Source organism: Aquibaculum arenosum, assembly GCF_029222965.1.
GTDB lineage: Bacteria > Pseudomonadota > Alphaproteobacteria > Kiloniellales > DSM-21159 > Aquibaculum > Aquibaculum arenosum.
Map to the genome: position 1 here is coordinate 51,657 of NZ_JARHUD010000005.1, position 18,388 is coordinate 70,044.

The following is an 18,388-nucleotide window of genomic DNA, read 5'->3' on the forward strand; positions in this document are numbered from 1 at the left end:
AATCACCTCTCTAGAAGACACCGTACATATTGACGCGCAACGTCCTCCCAAGAGAGGAACGGCATGCCAGAAGAAGGCGCATGCTGCTGCGCTGAGTAAAGGTGGTGCCATTCCTCAATTGCGCCTGCCAGTTCCGTGCCACTGGCCGCTTCGAAATAGTGCGCGTTTGCACCGGCAACTTCTCGAAAAACCTTTATATCCCGCGCAAGTATGGGGATGCCGTATTGTGCTGCTTCAATTAGAGGTAGTCCAAATCCTTCAGCGTAGGAAGGCGCTATCAAACAGATACAGGTCTTGTACACCTTCTCCAAAAATTCATCACTTATACCGGGTAGCCAAAACAATTTCCGGCCAGCCTCTCCATGTTGAGAAAGACGATCGGAAAGAACGGAAACGTTCCATCCCTTCTTTCCCACTAGAACCAGATTGGAACGAAAGCCTCTGTTCCACAGGAGCTCAAAAGCATCCAGTACTTCATCAACACCTTTCCTGGGTTCAATGGTCCCGACCACTAAGAAGCTGGGGTCGCGGCCAAGCGCAGCCAACACTTGCTCAGCATCCGCCGGTAGGCCAGAGCTCGGCACCGACTGGCGTATATCGGCTCCGTTATGAACGACGTGGATCCTGTATGGTCTGGTGCGGGTATTCCTATGTACAGCAATCCAGTTCGCGAGTTCTTCGGCGGTCGCCTGCGATACGCAGATGGCTCCTTCAAAGCGCGTAATGCAGTGCAGCCACCGCTCAAAGTTCTGCTCTTCTGGTTCAGGGAACCACTGAGGGTGGGTGAAGGGCAGAAGGTCATGCACCACGAAGAGCACCTCTACACCTCGATCTCTCAGCCCTTCCAGATAGGCGCTCTGCGCTTGAATGCCGTCCCCATGGAGATCCAGGCCGAGAAAGATGTCGCCGCAAAATGCCTCCATTGGCTCGTCTGCTAGCACGGAATGCTTTCCGCCCATGAATCGTTGGGTAAACTCGCGAGCGTAAAAGTAGCCGTGCATGCCCGGATTTGTATAGACGGGCTCGATGCGAACGCCCGGGAGGTCGGCGTCCAGCAGCTGCTTAAGAACACTGCGTACGACGCGCTGAACGCCCGTTCGAAGATCCTGGCGCGCAACGACGGAGACATCCACCAGAAGCTGTCGCTGAGGTAGCCGGAGCGGCAGCGTGGAGCCAAAGCTCGCAGCGAGCTGCTCATTCACCTCCTTAAACGTCAGGCTCTTCATAGCCGTCTTCAGAGCCTGAAAGCGCTCTACAGGCGCGCAGGTATAGGCTGTCTCGATCGCCTCGTGATAGCGTCGTCCGCAAACGTTGGGCGAGTAGTTGTCAATGACCTGTTCGCGGGCAGAGGCACCCAACGTGCGTCGCCGTGAGGGTTGGCTCCAAAGGTTATCTAGCGCATCTACGAGAGCCTTGTCCTCGAAGTCGTCGTCAAGTTTCCAAACGCCTTCGTCCGGAATTTCCGCAAAGCTTCCATGGGCGTTGCAGATGGTTGCAATGCCGTGCGCCATGCAGTCGAGAACGGTGCCGGACGTTTCCCCGCGGGAGTTCGACCTCAACTGCACGGCCACGTCGGCAGCAGCGAGGTAAGCCTGAAAATCCTCCGCACTGGCCCAGCCAGTAAAATGGATGCGCTCTCTGTCGTCAGAAGCACCTATCTCGCTGCGCAGCTGGCGACCATGATCATCTGGCGTGTCGCCGACAAATACCAACCTAGCAGCAGGATCAACGCGAAGCTTCGAATGTTGCCATGCTTTGAATAGGCGGCTAGGCAGCTTAGTCTTGTTGACCACGCCAAAGCTGCAGATCAGGAATGCGTCGTCGGGAATCCCGAGCCTGCGTCGGGCGGCAGTGCGACGCGCCGAAGAGATGTCAGGTAGGCGGCGCAGGTGGGGGATGACCTGGATGTCGTTGCCAACTACTTCCCCATACCAGTGGCATGCAAGATCGCGGGCGTGTTGAGAGTGCACAATTACGCCCTTGGCATCACGAATGGGACTGAAACTACACGGGAATTCGGCAATAGCTGTTTCCCGGTCACCATCTAGGATGAGCGGCCGGATGGCGCGGTAGCCGTGGGAATGATAAAGCTCAAACGGGAGCGCCATCCCGACACCCAGAACGTTCTCGCGGTAGTTTACCGCGTCTCCGAGGAACAAATCGTGGATGACTGCCACGCCTGGAACGAACTTGATCAAATCCCACATATGGGCGTGGAAGCGAGAGTTACCGAATTGGTAGACGACCCGATCGAACTTGTGGCCGTGGCGGGTAAACCAAGCGACGGACCGAATGGCGCAGTTCTCATTTATCCAGGAATCCTCGACGCTGTCCTGCGCAACCACAACATCGATATCGTAGTACTTGTGCAGTTCGGGCAGTAGTTCGGCGCTGTAGTAGGCGATGCCGGTCTGCTCCGGAGGCAAGGGGGAAACGTACGCAAGGCGTGGCCTTTGCGCTGGGGCGACCACCCGCGCAAGCCTTTCTCGGCGGGCGGCGCTCTCGCGCTCGCCAAGTTCAAGAAGGGTGCCTGCGGCACGATCCGACGCAGTGCTTTCTAGCGTTAGCAGTTCTTGATCGGTACCAGCGGACACTTCGACTTTCGTTGCCGACAGTCCCGATACCTTCAGCAGGTATCGGGCACGTCGACAGTGGCTCAGCCGTTCTTGGTGCCATCTGCGCATTGGCTCATCTGCTTCGCCTGCTCCTGCCCACTCGTCATCCCCAGGCAGGAGTATCGCGACCGCTGGTGACAGAGGGGTGTCTGGAATACTGACCACGCTTCGGTCTTGCCAGCCGCTCCACAAGCTCGGCAGCACGACGAGGTCGGGCTTTGTCTCGGCAATAAAGGCCTCACGCAGGAGCTCAGCGACTTTTCGCCATTTCGCGTTGCCATCCGCACCAGTACCAAGCAGCTCGGGTGGGTACCAGACACGTATTGCGTTCTTTGGAAGCGTTTCATGGAACGCACCGCGCAGGCGCTCGATCGTATCGGGAAAGGCATCACTTAGAGCCACGATAATCTCGCCTCGGCCCTTTGCCTGTATGGCAAGCTCTCGTACAAGCGCTTCGGCATAGAGAGCTCGTGGCCCTTGGGGGGCTGCCTGGGCAACCTGTAGGTCGACAACGATACGCATCAGTTTGCTTGCTCTTCTGTTTGCAGAATGCCGCGCAAATACTTCATTTCGTCGAGAACCCGCGCTGTGCTGGCCGGTAGGCACCACTCGATTTCAACAGGATAGCTGGTGGCCTCGAAGCCGCGCGCTTCGAACCAACAGATTCCTTCATGCACCAGGCTGAGCAGCAGCTGATAGCGCCCCGCTTTCGACGGGGGGGTTACATTGAGTGAGAGTGCGATGGTTCTTCCAGGTGGAATCGGTTCGGGCAAGGGCGTGCGCACTCCGTCAAACTGGACCACCGCGCCATCTTGGTCCAGCCAATGGTAACTGGCGTTGATAGGCGTAGATTCAGTGTTCTGCCAAACGGAAGAGCTATGATTGGTGATTGTTATTTGCAGCTTCTCAGGCATGCCTGCGCGCAAGGACTCAAGGCGCTGGTCCAAGGCAGCTGTTCCGGCATAGTTCAGTGGCTCACGCGCGTTGCCGTCCTGGTTCCCGTGCATGAAGCTATCAGGCAAGTGCCCGCCATTCTTGAGGCACTCGATCATGCGGCCAACGTTTCCGGTCGACAGTAAGAAGTCGACCCACGCCGGGGCGGTTTCTTCGATCGCATCGGTTGGCCGATAAATGCGCAAAGCCCGTTCCACGAGCTCGGTCTTGTGCTTTCTTCTCAGCGCGTCGATGTCCACGCTCACGTCCATTCTTATTGCCTTTGTCCCTGGTCATCGCTGTGTCGTTGATCGGCTCTGCGCAGCTGCGCAAGAGAAATGCCGTAGTTCCTGCTCCAGGCCTCCTGCTCCTCTTGACCCGCAGCGCTGTTGCTTTCCCTTTGTCGAGGCTGCGCGACCACGGCGTAATCCGGGCTGATGCCGGTGAGAAAGTCATGCAGTTCGTAGCGCGGCTTGTCGTGCAGGGCCGGATTCTCCTGCAACCGGAGAACCTTGACCCGCTCAAAGCCGTAGTACTCCGGCAGGAAGGCGAGCAGGGGCGGTGGCAGCGGATTGCGATGCGTTGGATCCGTATAGAACGAACAGCTGCCCACCGAGAAGTTCTCCGGGTTCGGGGTTTCCATGATCAGGACGCCGTCAGGCACCAGAACGCGCTTTGCCTCTGCGACAGTGGTACGTAGCATATCGAAAGGGATATGTTCTACCACGTGAATGAGGCTGATGCTGATAAGGCTGGCGTCAGGCTGATCGCGCAGGTGAGCCAGAGCGTCGCCCTGTGACACCTTCAGTCCGAGGGCTTGGCCGCCGCTCAACATGCCTGCGTCCTCGTCGACACCCTCGGCCAAGATTCCGGCGTCGCGCATCACCTCCAGCCACTCACCGCGACCGCAGCCCAGATCCAGCGCCGGGACACCAGGGTGTCGCTCGGCCACGGCCGTAACGAAGGGCAGGTAGACGGCAACGCGTCGCTTGATCTCTTCGCGCGACCCGCGAAAGCGATCCTCAAAGGCGCGATAGAAGCCGTCGTCTTCTGAGCTTGGGGATGGGGCTTGGGGCAGGACAGGGGGCTTGAGGCCGGGCAGCTGCCGCCCGAGGGCGCTGGCCTCGTGGCTTGCCCGGGCCCGCACAAGGGTGCCGCTATCGGTGTCCTTGAGGGCGGCGAGTTGTAGGCTTGCCGTGAAATGGCGGCTCATGCCGCCGTTGTCCTCCCGCAGTATGGCCATGCGTCCCAGCGTGTTATGCACGCCGGCCGCCAGGAGCCGCGCCACCATGTTCGGCGCCATCCCCCACTGCATGGCTTGGCGTGCCCACTGCCGCGCCTTGCCTTGATCTCCCGCCTGCTGCTGCGCGCTGCTGATCAAAAGCGCCACGGCCGCGCGCTCGGCATCCTGGGCGACGCGCTCGGCCTCAAGTTGACACAGCCGCTGCCACTCACCGAACAGCCAATGGGTGCGCGCCTGAAACAGCAGCGATGGCGTTCCTTCAGATGCGGGGGAGGGGGTGTGCGCCCAATGTCGCCCATCTGCCACATGGCTGCGCGCGTGACCGCCGCGCTGCTGAGACACGGCCGTCTCCTGGCGCTTTTGCTTGCGTTTGCGCCGCCGGGCCACGTCAGAGGTCCTTGCCGTGGGTCAGGATGTCGCGCACCAGCTCGAGTTGAGCCTCGGCCTTGAGCATCTCTTGCTCTACCAGTTGCTGGCGCCGTGCCTGCTCTTCATCCAGCTGCTGGTGCTTCTGCGCCTCGCGTCGGCGTGCAGCTTCCAGCTCTTGCGCAAGCTGATCGCGCTCCTCGGTCAACTGCGCCGTGAGCTTGCGCTCTTCACCCAACGCCTCATGGTTGAGGTGGTTCTGATGCAGGGCCTTCTCTTGCTGCTCGGAGAGCTCATCCAAGCGCTGTTGCAGTTGATCACGCGCCTTGGTCAGCTGCGCCTGTGCCTGAGAGAGAGACTCGTACTTCTCGCTTAGCGCATCCCGCTCCTGGATGGCCTCCTCGCGCTGTCGGTTCTGATTATCTCGCTGCTTGGTGCGCTCTTCGAGCAGCTTGTTCAGCTCGGCATTCTTCTGAGCGAGGGCTTCGCGCTGCTGGGCCTGGGTATCGCGCTGGCGGGTGCGTTCGTCCAATTGCTGCTGCAGAACGCCGCGCTCTTCAACCAACTGGTTGGTGCGGGATTGCGCTTCCTGCAGGGCCTCTGTCTTGAGCTTGTTCTGATGTAAGGCCCCCTCATGCTGTTCATTCAACTCCGCCAGTTGGCGTTTTAGCCCGTCGCGCTCAGCGATCAACGACTCCTGTTGCTGCGACTGTGCTCCCAAATGTTGCCGTTGCTGCTCGCTTTCCTGGCGCAGGGCTTCCATTTCGCGAGCCAGGCGATCGCGCTCTGCCTCCAGCCTTGTCTTTACCTCACGCTCCTCGGTCAGCGCGACGTGATTGAGATGGTTCTGGTGCAGGGCATCCTCGCGCTCCGCAGTCAGCTCCTCAACGCGGTGCTTGAGCTCGTCGCGCTCCCCCCCCAACGCCTCGCCCTTATGCCAAAGTTCATCACGCTCTTGTGTGAGCTCCTCTGCCTGCAAGCGCAACTTCTCGGAGTCCGCGGTGACCGAAGTGCACTGTTCGGTCAGCAGGGCGCGCTCTTGCGTCTGGTGTTCCAGTTGCTCCTGAAGGCTATCGCGTTCCTTCAACAAAACCGCCAGCTGCTCCTCAAGCGAGTTTTGGTTGGTTTCTCTTTCCACTAATTTCTGGGCGAGCTGCTCGGCCTCATGGCGGAGCTCTCGATGCCACTCCAGCAGCGGGTGGGCGACGAAGCCTCGGGCCGTTTCGCCCAGCCAAGTCAGCGATTCCGGGAGTGGAAGGGGACCATGCAGCTCATGCGGCGGTAAAAGCGTCAGGGTCCTTCGATGGGGCGGCACGACCACAATCCATGCGAAGCGCGCTAATTGGTCGCTCTCGGCGAGCGTCGCCAGAAGGCCTTCTGCTTGCCTGCCCAAATCAATCACAAGCACAGCACTACCGACTTCGTCGGCAGCGTCCGCGTGCTGCAAGCAGCTTTTAACGAGGCTCTTGATGTCCACACTCTGCCGGACTTCCGAGTGAAGGCAGCGCAGTCCGGGATAAAGGCGTCGCAAGGATTCATCGGGAGTCTCGATGCCGCTTGCCCAGGCGAGGTTGTATTCCTCAAACGTTACCGATCGGGACTCCCGATCCACCAGCGCGTTCTCCACGCGTACATTGTGCAACTCAGCCGCCGCACGCTCCAGCTTGCCAGCTTGACTAGCGGACGCTTGGATAAGCCATACCCGATCGGCCGTTGCGGCGCAGGCTGTCAGTGGCAAGCCAACTCCAGCTCCTAGATAGACCAGCGTGTGAAAGTGCGCCGAACTGTTTTGCTTTGTCATTGAGCGCGCTCCGCGTTTCAAGTCGCCTGGGCCTGCAGAATGCGGCGCATGCTCTCCGCCAGCTGCTTCCAGTCCTCCGCGGGACGACCAAAGGAAGTAGGCTTTTGCTCCAGACTCTCGATTATGGCCGGCAACTGCAGGACCAATGATTGGATCAAGTGCTGATCTTGCCGCGGCAGGCGTATCCAAACGCCGAGATCCATCGCGTCGGGGATGGCAAAGCGCAACTCCAGTTTAGCGCCAAAATCATCCCGGCCTTCCTCGAACCAGCCTTTGAGCAGTTGCAGTTCTTGCTGTGGCACTTCCAGTTTCGGTTCTCTTCCGAATGCATGAGGAGAAACATTGGCGCAGGATATCCTGAAGTGCCAGTCGTTTGGCGATGAGTTGGCGAATTGGGCTTTCCGCAATCTAATCCACAGGTGCTCGTAGTCTGGATTGATCTGACTATTGCGCAGTTCCGCGCTTTCGAAAACCAATTGCGGCGTTCTCTCACTGAGCACCTCTCTCAAACTGGTAAACGCGCGCTCCCATTGCTTGATCTCCCTATGCGAAAGGCCTTCTCGTGGCAGGCTACAATGCAGTAACGGTAGAAGGTCAGTTGCGGACTGGCGCCAACTAAGTGGCAGGCTGTTAATGCTAGGGAGGCGGTTGCTATCGATAGTCCAGCGCTGGCCTTCTACAGTTTCAACTAAAAGATTAACCCGCTTGTCATCATGCTCCATATTAGCGTTCAAGCGATCATGCTCGACTCCATCAAGTAACAGCTGTTCAAACTGCATTTCGAGCCGGTTGGCCTGTGGCAGAGCAGCTACAGCCCAGTCTGCTGCGTAGGCTGGTCCCGCTTTGCCCTTCAGGTTGTGGAGCCTCTGCCTCAGCTCTTGAAGTGAATGGTCCCGGCGCTGGGACTCTTGTGTGCTTTTTTCAAGGCTATCCTGGGTTTGATGCAGTTTCAGCAACAGAGTTTCGCATTCTTGCTGCAGGCGTTCGGTTTCCCTTTCAGAGAGCCGCTGTTTCTGTCTCAGTTCCTCGACTTCACTGTTCGCTTTATAGCGGGTCTGTTCTAACTCTGTCTGTAGTGTGTCGCGCTCACGTACAAAGGTGGTATTATCTTGGTCGCGTTGGACAATACTTTGCTCCAACCGCTCTTGAGCTTCGTACAGACTGGTGACGAGCCGCTCACACTCCTGCTGCAGGCGTTCGGTTTCCCTTTCAGAGTGCCGCTGTTTGTGTCTCAGTGCCTCGACTTCACTGTTCGCTTCTTGTTGGGCTAGTTTCACAGCGGCCTGTAGTTCCTCACGCTCCCGTGCAAAGGAAGCGCTCTCTTGCTCGCGCTGGGTGCTACTCTGCTCCAACCGCTCCTGAGCTTCATGCAGACTTACCAACAGCTGCTCACACTCTTTCTGCAAGCCTAGTTGTTCAGTTAGTGTAGTTGAAAGTGCCGCTTTCTCGCGTAGGAGGTCATCTATCTCTTTTTTGATTTGGGCGGCTTTTTGGTTCTGGGCATCCAATTCCTGCTGCGCGCAATAAAGTTGCTCAGCCAGTTCGCCCTTTTCAGCAACCAAGTTGTCGATCACGATGGCGCTGTCGTTTAAATCCGCCTTAACCTTATCCAACTCTAGCTCTGCTTGAACGCGCGCCTGTCGCTCGGCATGAACTTGCACACGATCGTCCAGGAGCTGCTTGAAAAAGCCGAGCGTTGATACTGGAAGCTCTATTTGATGCCGCTCTAGCCGCCCCGCTGTAGTGTCACTCAGCGGCAGTTGCGCTGCTTCAATCTCTTGTCGAAGTTCCTCTAGAGTCGCAAGTTCCTTACTAAGGACGGTTGCTACCATTGTCTTGCACAGTTCGAACGCGGGTGAGTTGGTCGCTGTGGACTGCTCGATCTCTGTTGCGCTGGACGCAGTGGGTAGCAGCTGCCAACGTTCGTTAATGCATTCTACCAGTGCGACAGGGCAGGTTTGGGCTTCCCAAGCGTCCACGAGCAGGCAGCGTTCGGGATGAGTCAGATAGAATTCCAACATTCGGCTGTGACGGGCGCGCCAGTCCTCAAGTTGCCAGTGAAAGTCAGGCGCGGCTTCGCCCTGCAGCAGCGCGGCCGCCAAAACTTTCTCGGGAGGCTCGCAGAGCAGCAGAAAGTGAATGCTAGGATCGAGGTTTGCCCAGTAGTCTAATGCCCAGACGCTCTCGGCTTCACACCACCCCCATGCTCCATCCGAAAGGTTGACTAGCAGCAACTCTTCCGCCGTACGTTCCCACAGACGTCCCAGAGGTTCCCCAGACAACAACAGGGGCCCCGCTCGTTGATGCCAAGTTCGCATGTCAATCATGCGGCCATGTTGCAGCGGTTTGGCGGGAGTGAGGCCGGAGCCATAGATGATGCGCCCGGCGAATTCGCAGGAATCGGCGGACGCGCCTGAGATGCAGAGGGACTTCATTGGAACCGCGTTCTCACCGGGCTCTATTGCGCGGCTTCAGGAGTCTTTGCTCGTCCGTAGCCGTCTTCAAATCTTACGATGTCGTCCTCACCCAGGTAACTGCCTGACTGCACCTCGATGATGTGCAGGGGCACCTTTCCCGGGTTCTCGAGCCGATGTGTTTCGCCCATCGGAATATAGGTCGATTCGTTTTCGCGCAGCAAAAACTCTCTGTCACCGCAAGTGACAAGCGCCGTGCCGCTAGCAACAATCCAGTGCTCTGCCCGATGATAGTGCATCTGCAACGACAGCTTCTCGCCGGGTTTCACAGTGATTCGCTTGACCTGATGCCGGTCCCCCCGATCAATACCGCGATAGGAGCCCCAGGGGCGATGTACGGTGGTATGCAAATAATGCTCTTCGCGGCCCTCATGCTTGAGTTTGTCGACGATCTGCTTCACGTCCTGTGCCCTGTGGCGGCTGGTGACTAGGACGGCGTCGTCGGTGGTGACGACGACAACGTCCTCCAGGCCGGCCACGGCGACCATGGCATGGTCGGCCTGGACGAAGCTGTTGCGGGTGTCCTGCAAAAGCACGTCCCCACGGGTGACGTTGCCCTGCGCGTCCTTCTCTTCGATCTCCCACAAGGCAGACCAGGCACCGAGATCACTCCACCCCATGTCCACCGGCACCACCGCTGCCTGGTCAGTGTGTTCCATCACTGCATAGTCGATGGAGTCGGAAGGAGAGGCGGCAAATGCTTCCTCGTCCAGACGGCAGAAGGTGAGATCCTCCTCAGCATTTTCCAGAGCTGCGCGTGCGGCGGACAGCATGTCCGGCTGAAACTTCTCTAGCGCTTCGATGTAGCTTCCGGCGCTGAACAGGAAGATGCCGCTGTTCCAGGCATAGTCACCGGTCTCAAGGTATCGCCGAGCAGTCGCCTCGTCTGGCTTCTCGATGAAGCGGGTCACCTCATAGACGCCCGGAAGGTTACCGGGCCAGAGGCTGCCCCTTTGAATGTAGCCATAGCCGCTGGTCGGGGCGTTCGGGGTGATACCAAAGGTGACCAGTGCCCCCTTCTCGGCGGCTTTTGCGGCCTTGGCAACGGCCTCCTGGAAAGCTGAAACATCAAGGATGACGTGATCGGATGGCATCACCAGCATCAGCGCGTCAGGCGCATGGTGTGCGAGCTTGACTGCCGCCGCAGCAACTGCCGGTGCCGTATTGCGGGCAACAGGCTCAAGGATGATCGCGCGGGGCTCAATAGCCGCCTCCCGCAGCTGCTCGGCGACTATGAAACGATGCTCTTCATTGCAAACCAGCAGGGGCGCAGCGAAGGCCTCGCCCTGCGCTCGTAATGCAGTTTCCTGCAACATGCTGCTGCCGTTCCGGCCGTGAATCGCCAGGAATTGCTTAGGGTAGCCCGCGCGCGACATCGGCCATAGGCGACTGCCGGAACCGCCGGAGAGGATGACCGGCGTGATAACATTAGCCTTTGGCACCTAACGCCTCCCTTTATAACTTAATAGTCTTGAACCCTATCTTTTACGTTCGATACCGGGTTTGACAAGGTGTTCTAGGACGTATCGGTAGTTTGCTCCAATGATATCCGGATGACAGATGCGGCAAATGTTCTGCTGCGCATGGACAGCCAGGCGCTGTTGGAAGTCTGCGTCAGCCACCAGCCGTGCCATCAACTCGGCCGCGTGGTCCACATCAGGCTCCGCCCACTCGAGGCCTTCACCAAAGGGATAGTCTCCTTCCTCCAGCTTGACGAGACGGTGTTTAACCAGCGCTGCCGAATCTGAGTTGGTGAAATCCATGTTTCCTGAGTAGCCAGTGACGATCACTGGCTTCCTGAGGGCCATGGCTTCTGCAATATTCCGCCCGAAGCCCTCGCTGCGATGAAGCGAGACGAAAGCGTCACAGGCGCGGTAGAGATCGAGCAGTGCGCCGCGGCTCAGGGTGCCGGCGATGGCTCGAATACGCGAATCGGCCGTGATAACCTGCTGCAGCTTCCGCCACTCTTCGGGGCGCTGCCCTGCGCGCATGACCTTGATTACAAGTCCGACCGCCTCATCCCCGCGGGGAAAGGCGCGCCGGAAGGCATCTATGGCGGCGTAGGGATTTTTGCGCGTCGCGTGGGAGAGGAAGTCAAAGCCAAAGACAAAAAGGAAATCTCTGGCCGGCAACCCGAAGTCGAGCCGGGAGAGAGATTCAGTCTGCTCCACCGTAACCGCCATAGGCATATGGCGGACGGGGACTGGCGCGCTCAGCCGATAAGCGTTGTAAGCAAAACGACTGGATGCCCAGACCTCATCCACAAGTTCGTAGGCATGATGCCAGGCCTCCGGCCACTGCGGCAGCTCCCAGGGCCAATAGCCGATGTTATAGTGGTCCTCAAAGATTTCTTGGCCATGCCTCGCCAGTAAGAGCGCCGTTTCTATGCCGGTCGTGCAGAAGAGGTTGATCTGGTAGGGTCGCTCGCTGGATATATGTGCGTCGATGCTCTGGTCGTCCTGGGTAACTTCTGCGCCAGGATCAATGTTGTAGACGCTGAAGGGAATGCCCGCAGCCTGGCAAGCGCGCACCGCCATGCGCACATCCTCGCCAATCCCAAACTGCCCGCGCGCATAGCCAATCAGGTTGAGGCCGAAGGGCCGGTGGTAGAGGCTACTGCTGGAGCAGGCGATGCTAGGGGCGGGGTGGAGTGATGGGGGACCAAGTACGTCCCCAATTCTCTTAAGCACCGGATGAGCCTGAGCAGCCTTGTCGGTCATGATCCAGGAGCGCGCCTGCTCCGGGCTCATCTCATTAATCTTGGCGGGCGCGTCCGGAAGATGGTGTGACAGCCAGACAAGAATGCGCGGGTAAGCTTCAAGTCCTAAATTTGCATGACGCGACTTGCGAAGCTGAACAGCCTCGGTTTCGGCGGTTGTAAGTGGCCGTTGCTTAGACCAGGCCTTCTTCAGCTTTAAGCCGCTAGGGCGTAAAATGTTTGCGAGCCAGTATGGAATCTTGGGGTATCTTCGATGCGGGCGTTGACGCCCTTCGGTGGTGACAGGGGCCGTCAACCACGCGGCGCGATCTTTGTGTATCAATGGCACGTGGCCCAGTTCAACGGCGCCGATGATGTAGTACCAGGAAAGGAAGTCTTCGTAACCGGCGGGAGTTTCCATGGGGAAGGCGCGCCGCACATCGTTACGTCGCTCCCACACGGTGAGCATGAGCCGGGTCAGCGGCGGGTCGCCGCTTTGCCGGCCGGCCATGGCCGGATGGGATTCCGGCACCGGTTTGTTGAGCTGAGACAGGAGTCTGTCTCCGAGCAGAGGCGCCAATTGCAGCTCCTGCAAGCCATGCAGGATGAACCAGTCCGACAGGCGCTGGCGACCGGCCGGATCCTGGAGCTGGAAAACCTTCTGCAGATCAGGCCGTGAAGCCCAGACCGCGTAAATCAAGCCGTTCAGGCGAGGCCACTCGCCAAGATCTTCGTAATCAGCCTTGTCTTGGTCCCACTCGTGGATGAGGCTCTCGGTGAGCCACGGCTTCAACGCCGGGTACTCGCTGTTGATACGAAGTGTGACGAATTCTCTGAAGAGCCGAGGATCTTCCTGCGAGAGGCGCCTTAAATCGGTTCGCGCGTTCCACAGCGTTTTGAAGATATGGTCCACGCTGAGCTTCATAAAAGGACGCTTCCATGGTAGGAGGAGGATGCAGAATCGCGGCCGGTATCCGGGGCGTTTGATCCCCTTGTAGCACCTCTTGAAACACATCAGCGGCAGCTTGAGAAGTCATGTGCTAGAGCCGATCGCTTGCCGGTCGCGCGCCGGGCGGGTAGCTAGGTAGGGTACGCGCGACGTTTTGCTTCCTTTCGTCTGATTTTATCTCCGCCGCCAGCATGCAGTTGAATATGAACATCTCCCCCCTCGCCATACCCGACGTCGTTCTCCTGATGCCCAAGGTCTTTGGCGATGAGCGCGGATTCTTCATGGAAACCTTCCGCCAGTCGGCGTTCGAGGTGCACTGCGGCGCTTACACCTTCGTGCAGGACAACCACAGCCTCTCCGCCCACGGCATCCTGCGCGGGTTGCACTATCAGCTCGAGAAGCCGCAGGGCAAGCTGGTGCGGGTGACGCGCGGAGAGGTCTTCGATGTGGCGGTGGACCTGCGCCGCTCCAGCCCCACGTTCGGGCGCTGGGTGGGCGCGACGCTCAGCGCCGAGAACAAGCAGCAGCTCTGGGTCCCCCCGGGCTTCGCCCACGCCTTCTACGTGACCAGCGAAGCGGCCGAGTTCCAGTACAAGTGCACGGACTACTACAATCCTGGCGACGAGTACTGCATCCGCTGGGACGACCCCGACCTCGCCATCGCCTGGCCCCTGGTCGGCGGCCAGCCGCCGCGGGTGTCGGAGAAGGACGGGCAGGGGGTGTCATTTGAAGAATCCCCGAAGTTTCCCTAAAGGCGATGGTCCGTCCGGCAGCGACGGCCTGCCGATAGCGAGCGCAGGTTGGTAGGAGTTGGCGGTGAAGGTAGCTGTTTCCGGTACTGGGTACGTCGGGCTGTCCAACGCGATGCTGTTGGCGCAGCATCATGAGGTGGTGGCCTTGGATATTGTGCCGCAGAAGGTGGAGATGCTTAACGCTGGAAATGCCCCTATTGAAGATGAAGTCATTTCCAGATTCCTGCTTCAGTATGCGGATAGATTTGAGGCTACCTTGGATAAGGAAAGGGCCTATCGCGACGCGGATTTCGTTATCATCGCCACGCCAACGGACTATGATCCAGGCACGAATTATTTCGACACGAGCAGTGTCGATTCCGTCATAGAAGATGTATTGGCCATCAATCCGCGGGTGGTGATGGTGATCAAATCAACGGTGCCCGTGGGGTATACGGCCCAGGCCTGTGAACGCTTCGGAACGGAGAACCTGATCTTCTCGCCCGAGTTTTTGCGAGAAGGCAGGGCGCTCTACGACAATCTATATCCCTCTCGTATCATCGTTGGTGAGCGTTCGTGCCGGGCTGAAGCCTTTGCTGACATGCTCAAGCAGGCAGCCTGGAAAGAGGATGTGCGGGTGCTGTTCACCAACAGCACCGAGGCGGAGGCGATCAAGCTTTTTGCAAACACTTACCTCGCAATGCGGGTCGCCTACTTCAATGAACTCGATAGTTATGCCGAGACGCACGGGCTCGATGCCCGGCAGATCATCGAAGGCGTCGGGCTGGATCCGCGTATCGGGACTCACTACCGGAATCCTTCCTTTGGCTATGGCGGATACTGCTTGCCCAAGGACACCAAGCAGCTTCTCGCAAACTATCAGGACGTGCCCAACAACCTGATACAGGCCATAGTGGAGGCAAATCGCACCCGCAAGGACTTCATCGCGAACGCAGTTCTGGCTAAGGGGCCGAGCGTCGTTGGTGTGCATCGTCTGATCATGAAAGCGGGTTCTGACAACTACCGCGCTTCGGCGATGCAGGGGGTGATGAAGCGCATCAAGGCCAAGGGAATCGAGGTGGTGGTTTACGAGCCTGTCCTGACGGAGGAGACTTTCTTCGGGTCGCCAGTGCTTAGGGATCTGGAGGAGTTCAAGCGGCGTGCCGACGTCATTCTCGCGAACAGGATGGTGGATGAGCTCTCCGATGTGGCGGATAAGGTGTACACGAGAGATCTGTTTGGCTGCGACTGAATGAGCCTGCTAAGGAACCTGATGGAGGAGCATCAGATCCAAGAATTGCCCCACATGCCCCCTCTCTTCTTCGTCCACATTCCCAAAACCGCCGGCACGAGCTTCCGCCTGGGCGCCGAGGCCGCTTTCGGGGCCGAGGCCATTGCTTACGACTATGGCGCGGAGTCCGCAGTCACCTCGGCGCTGGTGAAGGCGCATCTCTACGGCGATCTGCACGATGTCTGGGGCTTCGGGCAGGCCAGCGCGGCCGCGGGGCACGCCATGATTGGCGGGCACGTCAATGCCGATCGCTTCGTCTCGCTCTTTGGCGTCGGGCGCACGCTGACCTTCCTGCGCGAGCCCCTGCCGCGCATCGCCTCGGACTATGCCCATTTCGTACGCCACTATGACTACAAGGGCAGCTTCCGCGATTTCTACAGCCGCCCGGTGATGCAGAACCGACAAAGCCGCTTCCTGCAGGGGGTGGACCTGGAGGCCCTGGGCCTGTTGGGCCTGACCGAGCGCTATGGCGAGAGCCTGGAGCTGCTCAACGCGCACTTTGGCACCGCGGTGCCGCTGCGCAAGGACAACCGCGGCAAGCGCAGCCAGGCGGCGCTCGACGCGCTTTCCGCGGAGGAGCGGGATGAACTCACACAGCTCAACCGGCGCGACATCGCGCTCTATGCGCGGGCGGTGGGGCTCTTCGAGGCGCGGCTGGAGAGCTTTCGCGCCGGCCGGCCCTGGGCCCACGCCCGGCTGGTGGAAACCAACGCGAAGCGGGTGGCCGGCTGGGCCTGGTGGGCCGATGCGCGCGACGCGCCGGTGGAGGTGGAGGTCTGGATCAACGGCAAGCAGGCCGGCGAGTGCCCAACCGTGGAGCTGCGCCCCGGGCTCTGCCGCCTGCGGCCGCCGCGCGGCGGCTATGTGGGCTTCCACCTGCCGGCAAAGCTCACGCCCGGCGACCGGGTGCAGTGCCGCGTGGCCGAGACCGGGCAGTGGTTCCCGCTCAAGCCGCGACGTGTGCCGGCGCCGGAAGCGTGATAGTGGTATCTTACGCCTTGCGGCGGTTTGTTTCCTCCCGAGGTGCCGCGCGCGCCCGTAGCGCTTCCTATGAGTACTGTCTATGCGTTTGATACCGCACAATGAGCTCGAGCGGGAGCAGCATGATAGCTTTGAGTGGCGTGCGCTGGGCATTGATCCTCAGTTCCTGCTAGAGCCCAGCCTTGGCCGCTGGCTGCCGGGGTGGCGCATGTTGGAACTGACGATCGAGCATGATCAAGCCTGTGCGACTGCCCGGGTGTTTCTCGATAGGGGGCAGGGCTTTACCGAGGCGGAGAGCCTATGCCTACGGCTGAGCAGCGGGCAGGCGGGCAAGCGGGTGATGTTTCTTCCCGCTTCCCTTAAAGTCTTACGCTTCGACCCCCTGGAAAGTGAAGGGCGCTTCACTCTCAAAAGATTGCGGCTGGTGTGGCTCACGCCTCGGTTCGCGCGCGATCGTTTGCTGGGACGTTTGCTCCGCGTTCACCCCGATTGGCGCGGCAAAACGAAGTCCCTTGTCCTGGCACAGCTAAAGCAGCGGGCTCGCGCGCAGGACATCCATTGGCGCAATCTGGCGCTAGAGCACTACAATGCGACATTCGATCATCGCACTGTCCAAGAGAACTACAAGGACTGGCTGGAGGAGCGCGCGCACATAACGGACACGCGCGCTCGGGCGGCAGCCGCGCAGATTCGGCACCGCCCCCTCATCTCGATAATCCTCCCAGTGTACAATCCAAGGATTGAGTGGCTTAGAGAGTGCTTGGACTCTGCTCTCGAGCAGAGCTACGCCCATTGGCAAATCTGCATTGCAGACGATCACTCGAGCGACCCGGCGGTGCGCGATTTGATAGCGGACTATGCAGCACGCGACCCTCGCATCACTTACGTCTTTCGGGAGAGCAATGGCCATGTCTGTGCTGCCAGCAACAGTGCGTTAGAGTTGGCGCGGGGCGAGTTTATTGCTCTCCTGGATCATGATGATCGCCTGCATCCGCATGCTCTGTTGCACGTGGCCGAAGCCCTGCAAAGCAATCCGCAAGCCGGTCTGCTTTACAGCGACGAGGATAAGATCAACGCCCAGGGGCAGCGCTTCGATCCCCACTTCAAACCCGATTGGAACCCAGACCTGCTCTTGGCACAGAACTACATTTCGCACCTGGGCGTCTACCGGACCGATATCGTGCAGGAGGTGGGGGGCTTTCGGAGGGGCTTTGAAGGAGCGCAAGATCACGATCTTGCATTGCGTGTTGCTGCGCGTTTGAGGTCAGACCAGATCGTGCACATCCCCTACGTCCTCTATCATTGGCGGGCTGGGGAGGGCTCGACCGCGCTGGACAGCAATCAGAAAGACTATACCGCCCGCGCTGGTTTGGCAGCGGTGCGTGAGGCGGCAACAGCGCAGGCGCCTGGGGCTGAGGTGGAGGCGGAAAATTTTCCCAACAGCTATCGAGTGCGCTGGCCACTTCCCTGCCCAGGGCCTCTGGTCAGCCTCCTCATCCCCACCCGCGACCGGGTCGAGATACTCAAGCCCTGTGTGGATGCCATCCTCTCACGCACCGAGTATCCCAACTTCGAAGTGCTCATTCTCGACAATCAGAGCTGCTGCACCGAGACGCTGAGCTACATGGCAAGTATCGCCAAACGCGATCCACGCGTCCGGGTTCTGCAGTGGGACCATGCCTTCAACTACTCGGCCATCAACAACTTCGGTGCTCGCGCCGCCCGTGGCGACATTCTGGGGCTCATCAACAATGACATAGAGCCCATCAATGCCGGCTGGTTGAAGGAGATGGTGCGTCAGGCGATCCGACCGGAGATCGGCTGCGTCGGCGCGAAACTCTACTACCCCAATGACACAATCCAGCACGGCGGAGTGATACTGGGACTTGGTGGGGTCGCAGGTCATTCGCACAAGTACTTCGCACGAGGGGCGGCAGGCTACTTTTACCGCCTGAAACTTGCCCATAATGTTTCAGCCGTGACGGCTGCTTGCTTGCTGGTAAGGAAGTCCGTATTTGAAGAGGTCGGGGGGCTCGACGAAGAGAATTTGCCCGTCGCCTTCAACGATGTCGACTTCTGCCTGAAAGTTCGTGAAGCCGGCTATCGCAACATCTGGACCCCTTACGCGGAGTTGTATCATCACGAATCCATCTCTCGTGGCTCCGACGACACTCCTGCAAAGCGCGCCCGCGCCAAGGCTGAGGTGACCTACATGCGGCGTACCTGGGGCCAAGCACTGGATAACGATCCTGCTTACAACCCTAATCTGACCTTGGCGCACGAGGACTTTTCGCTGCGCTAAACTG

Annotated in this window: 11 protein-coding genes; 4 read left to right on the top strand and 7 right to left on the bottom strand. The window is 59.3% G+C overall.

The features are described from left to right. Positions 1-2 precede the first annotated feature (2 nt). From P2G67_RS09195 to P2G67_RS09225, 7 genes are read right to left on the bottom strand one after another with little or no spacing between them, the layout of a single operon-like run. Positions 3-3,137 (bottom strand): glycosyltransferase, encoded by a 3,135-nt coding sequence (locus P2G67_RS09195; RefSeq protein WP_275822288.1) that lies wholly within the window; start codon positions 3,135-3,137, stop codon positions 3-5. Then, complete coding sequence (locus P2G67_RS09200; protein ID WP_275822290.1) at positions 3,137-3,820, bottom strand: hypothetical protein; 684 nt, start codon at positions 3,818-3,820, stop codon at positions 3,137-3,139. Before P2G67_RS09200 ends, P2G67_RS09195 begins: the two co-directional genes overlap by 1 nt. Positions 3,821-3,822: 2 nt before the next feature. After that, the gene (locus P2G67_RS09205) at positions 3,823-5,133 is read right to left on the bottom strand and encodes a class I SAM-dependent methyltransferase (protein WP_275822292.1); all 1,311 of its coding nucleotides are present in this window, start codon (positions 5,131-5,133) and stop codon (positions 3,823-3,825) included. 46 nt (positions 5,134-5,179) lie between these two features. Then, complete coding sequence (locus P2G67_RS09210; protein ID WP_275822294.1) at positions 5,180-6,958, bottom strand: coiled-coil domain-containing protein; 1,779 nt, start codon at positions 6,956-6,958, stop codon at positions 5,180-5,182. A gap of 17 nt (positions 6,959-6,975) precedes the next feature. Further along, a complete protein-coding gene (locus P2G67_RS09215) occupies positions 6,976-9,393 on the bottom strand; it encodes a coiled-coil domain-containing protein (protein WP_275822296.1) in 2,418 nt (805 codons plus the stop codon). A gap of 23 nt (positions 9,394-9,416) precedes the next feature. Then, entirely contained in the window at positions 9,417-10,874 is a 1,458-nt protein-coding gene (locus tag P2G67_RS09220) for a mannose-1-phosphate guanylyltransferase/mannose-6-phosphate isomerase (protein ID WP_275822298.1), read from the bottom strand. A 36-nt stretch (positions 10,875-10,910) separates the two neighbouring features. Continuing rightward, on the bottom strand, positions 10,911-13,055 hold the full coding sequence (locus P2G67_RS09225) for a glycosyltransferase (protein ID WP_275822300.1): 2,145 nt from the start codon (positions 13,053-13,055) through the stop codon (positions 10,911-10,913). Positions 13,056-13,282: 227 nt separating this feature from the next. On the opposite strand from P2G67_RS09225, the gene rfbC reads away from it, so the two are divergent. The 4 genes from rfbC (at position 13,283) to P2G67_RS09245 (ending at position 18,384) form a co-directional block, all read left to right on the top strand. Next, positions 13,283-13,831 carry a dTDP-4-dehydrorhamnose 3,5-epimerase gene (gene rfbC, locus P2G67_RS09230; protein WP_275822302.1) on the top strand — a complete coding sequence of 183 codons (549 nt, stop codon included), beginning with the start codon at positions 13,283-13,285 and terminating at the stop codon, positions 13,829-13,831. 64 nt (positions 13,832-13,895) lie between these two features. Next, positions 13,896-15,062 carry a nucleotide sugar dehydrogenase gene (locus P2G67_RS09235; protein WP_275822305.1) on the top strand — a complete coding sequence of 389 codons (1,167 nt, stop codon included), beginning with the start codon at positions 13,896-13,898 and terminating at the stop codon, positions 15,060-15,062. A gap of 54 nt (positions 15,063-15,116) precedes the next feature. After that, entirely contained in the window at positions 15,117-16,082 is a 966-nt protein-coding gene (locus P2G67_RS09240; RefSeq protein WP_275822307.1) for a hypothetical protein, read from the top strand. A gap of 82 nt (positions 16,083-16,164) precedes the next feature. Further along, positions 16,165-18,384 (top strand): glycosyltransferase family 2 protein, encoded by a 2,220-nt coding sequence (locus P2G67_RS09245; RefSeq protein WP_275822309.1) that lies wholly within the window; start codon positions 16,165-16,167, stop codon positions 18,382-18,384. Positions 18,385-18,388 lie beyond the last annotated feature (4 nt).

What these genes read in the sequence shown, in the direction of transcription:
- P2G67_RS09240 (WP_275822307.1), top strand. Translation starts at nt 15,117, where the DNA reads ATGCCCCCTCTCTTCTTCGTCCACATTCCCAAAACCGCCGGCACGAGC.
- P2G67_RS09245 (WP_275822309.1), top strand. Translation starts at nt 16,165, where the DNA reads ATGCGTTTGATACCGCACAATGAGCTCGAGCGGGAGCAGCATGATAGC.
- P2G67_RS09195 (WP_275822288.1), bottom strand. Translation starts at nt 3,137, where the DNA reads ATGCGTATCGTTGTCGACCTACAGGTTGCCCAGGCAGCCCCCCAAGGG.
- P2G67_RS09200 (WP_275822290.1), bottom strand. Translation starts at nt 3,820, where the DNA reads ATGGACGTGAGCGTGGACATCGACGCGCTGAGAAGAAAGCACAAGACC.
- P2G67_RS09215 (WP_275822296.1), bottom strand. Translation starts at nt 9,393, where the DNA reads ATGAAGTCCCTCTGCATCTCAGGCGCGTCCGCCGATTCCTGCGAATTC.
- rfbC (WP_275822302.1), top strand. Translation starts at nt 13,283, where the DNA reads ATGAACATCTCCCCCCTCGCCATACCCGACGTCGTTCTCCTGATGCCC.
- P2G67_RS09225 (WP_275822300.1), bottom strand. Translation starts at nt 13,055, where the DNA reads ATGAAGCTCAGCGTGGACCATATCTTCAAAACGCTGTGGAACGCGCGA.
- P2G67_RS09210 (WP_275822294.1), bottom strand. Translation starts at nt 6,958, where the DNA reads ATGACAAAGCAAAACAGTTCGGCGCACTTTCACACGCTGGTCTATCTA.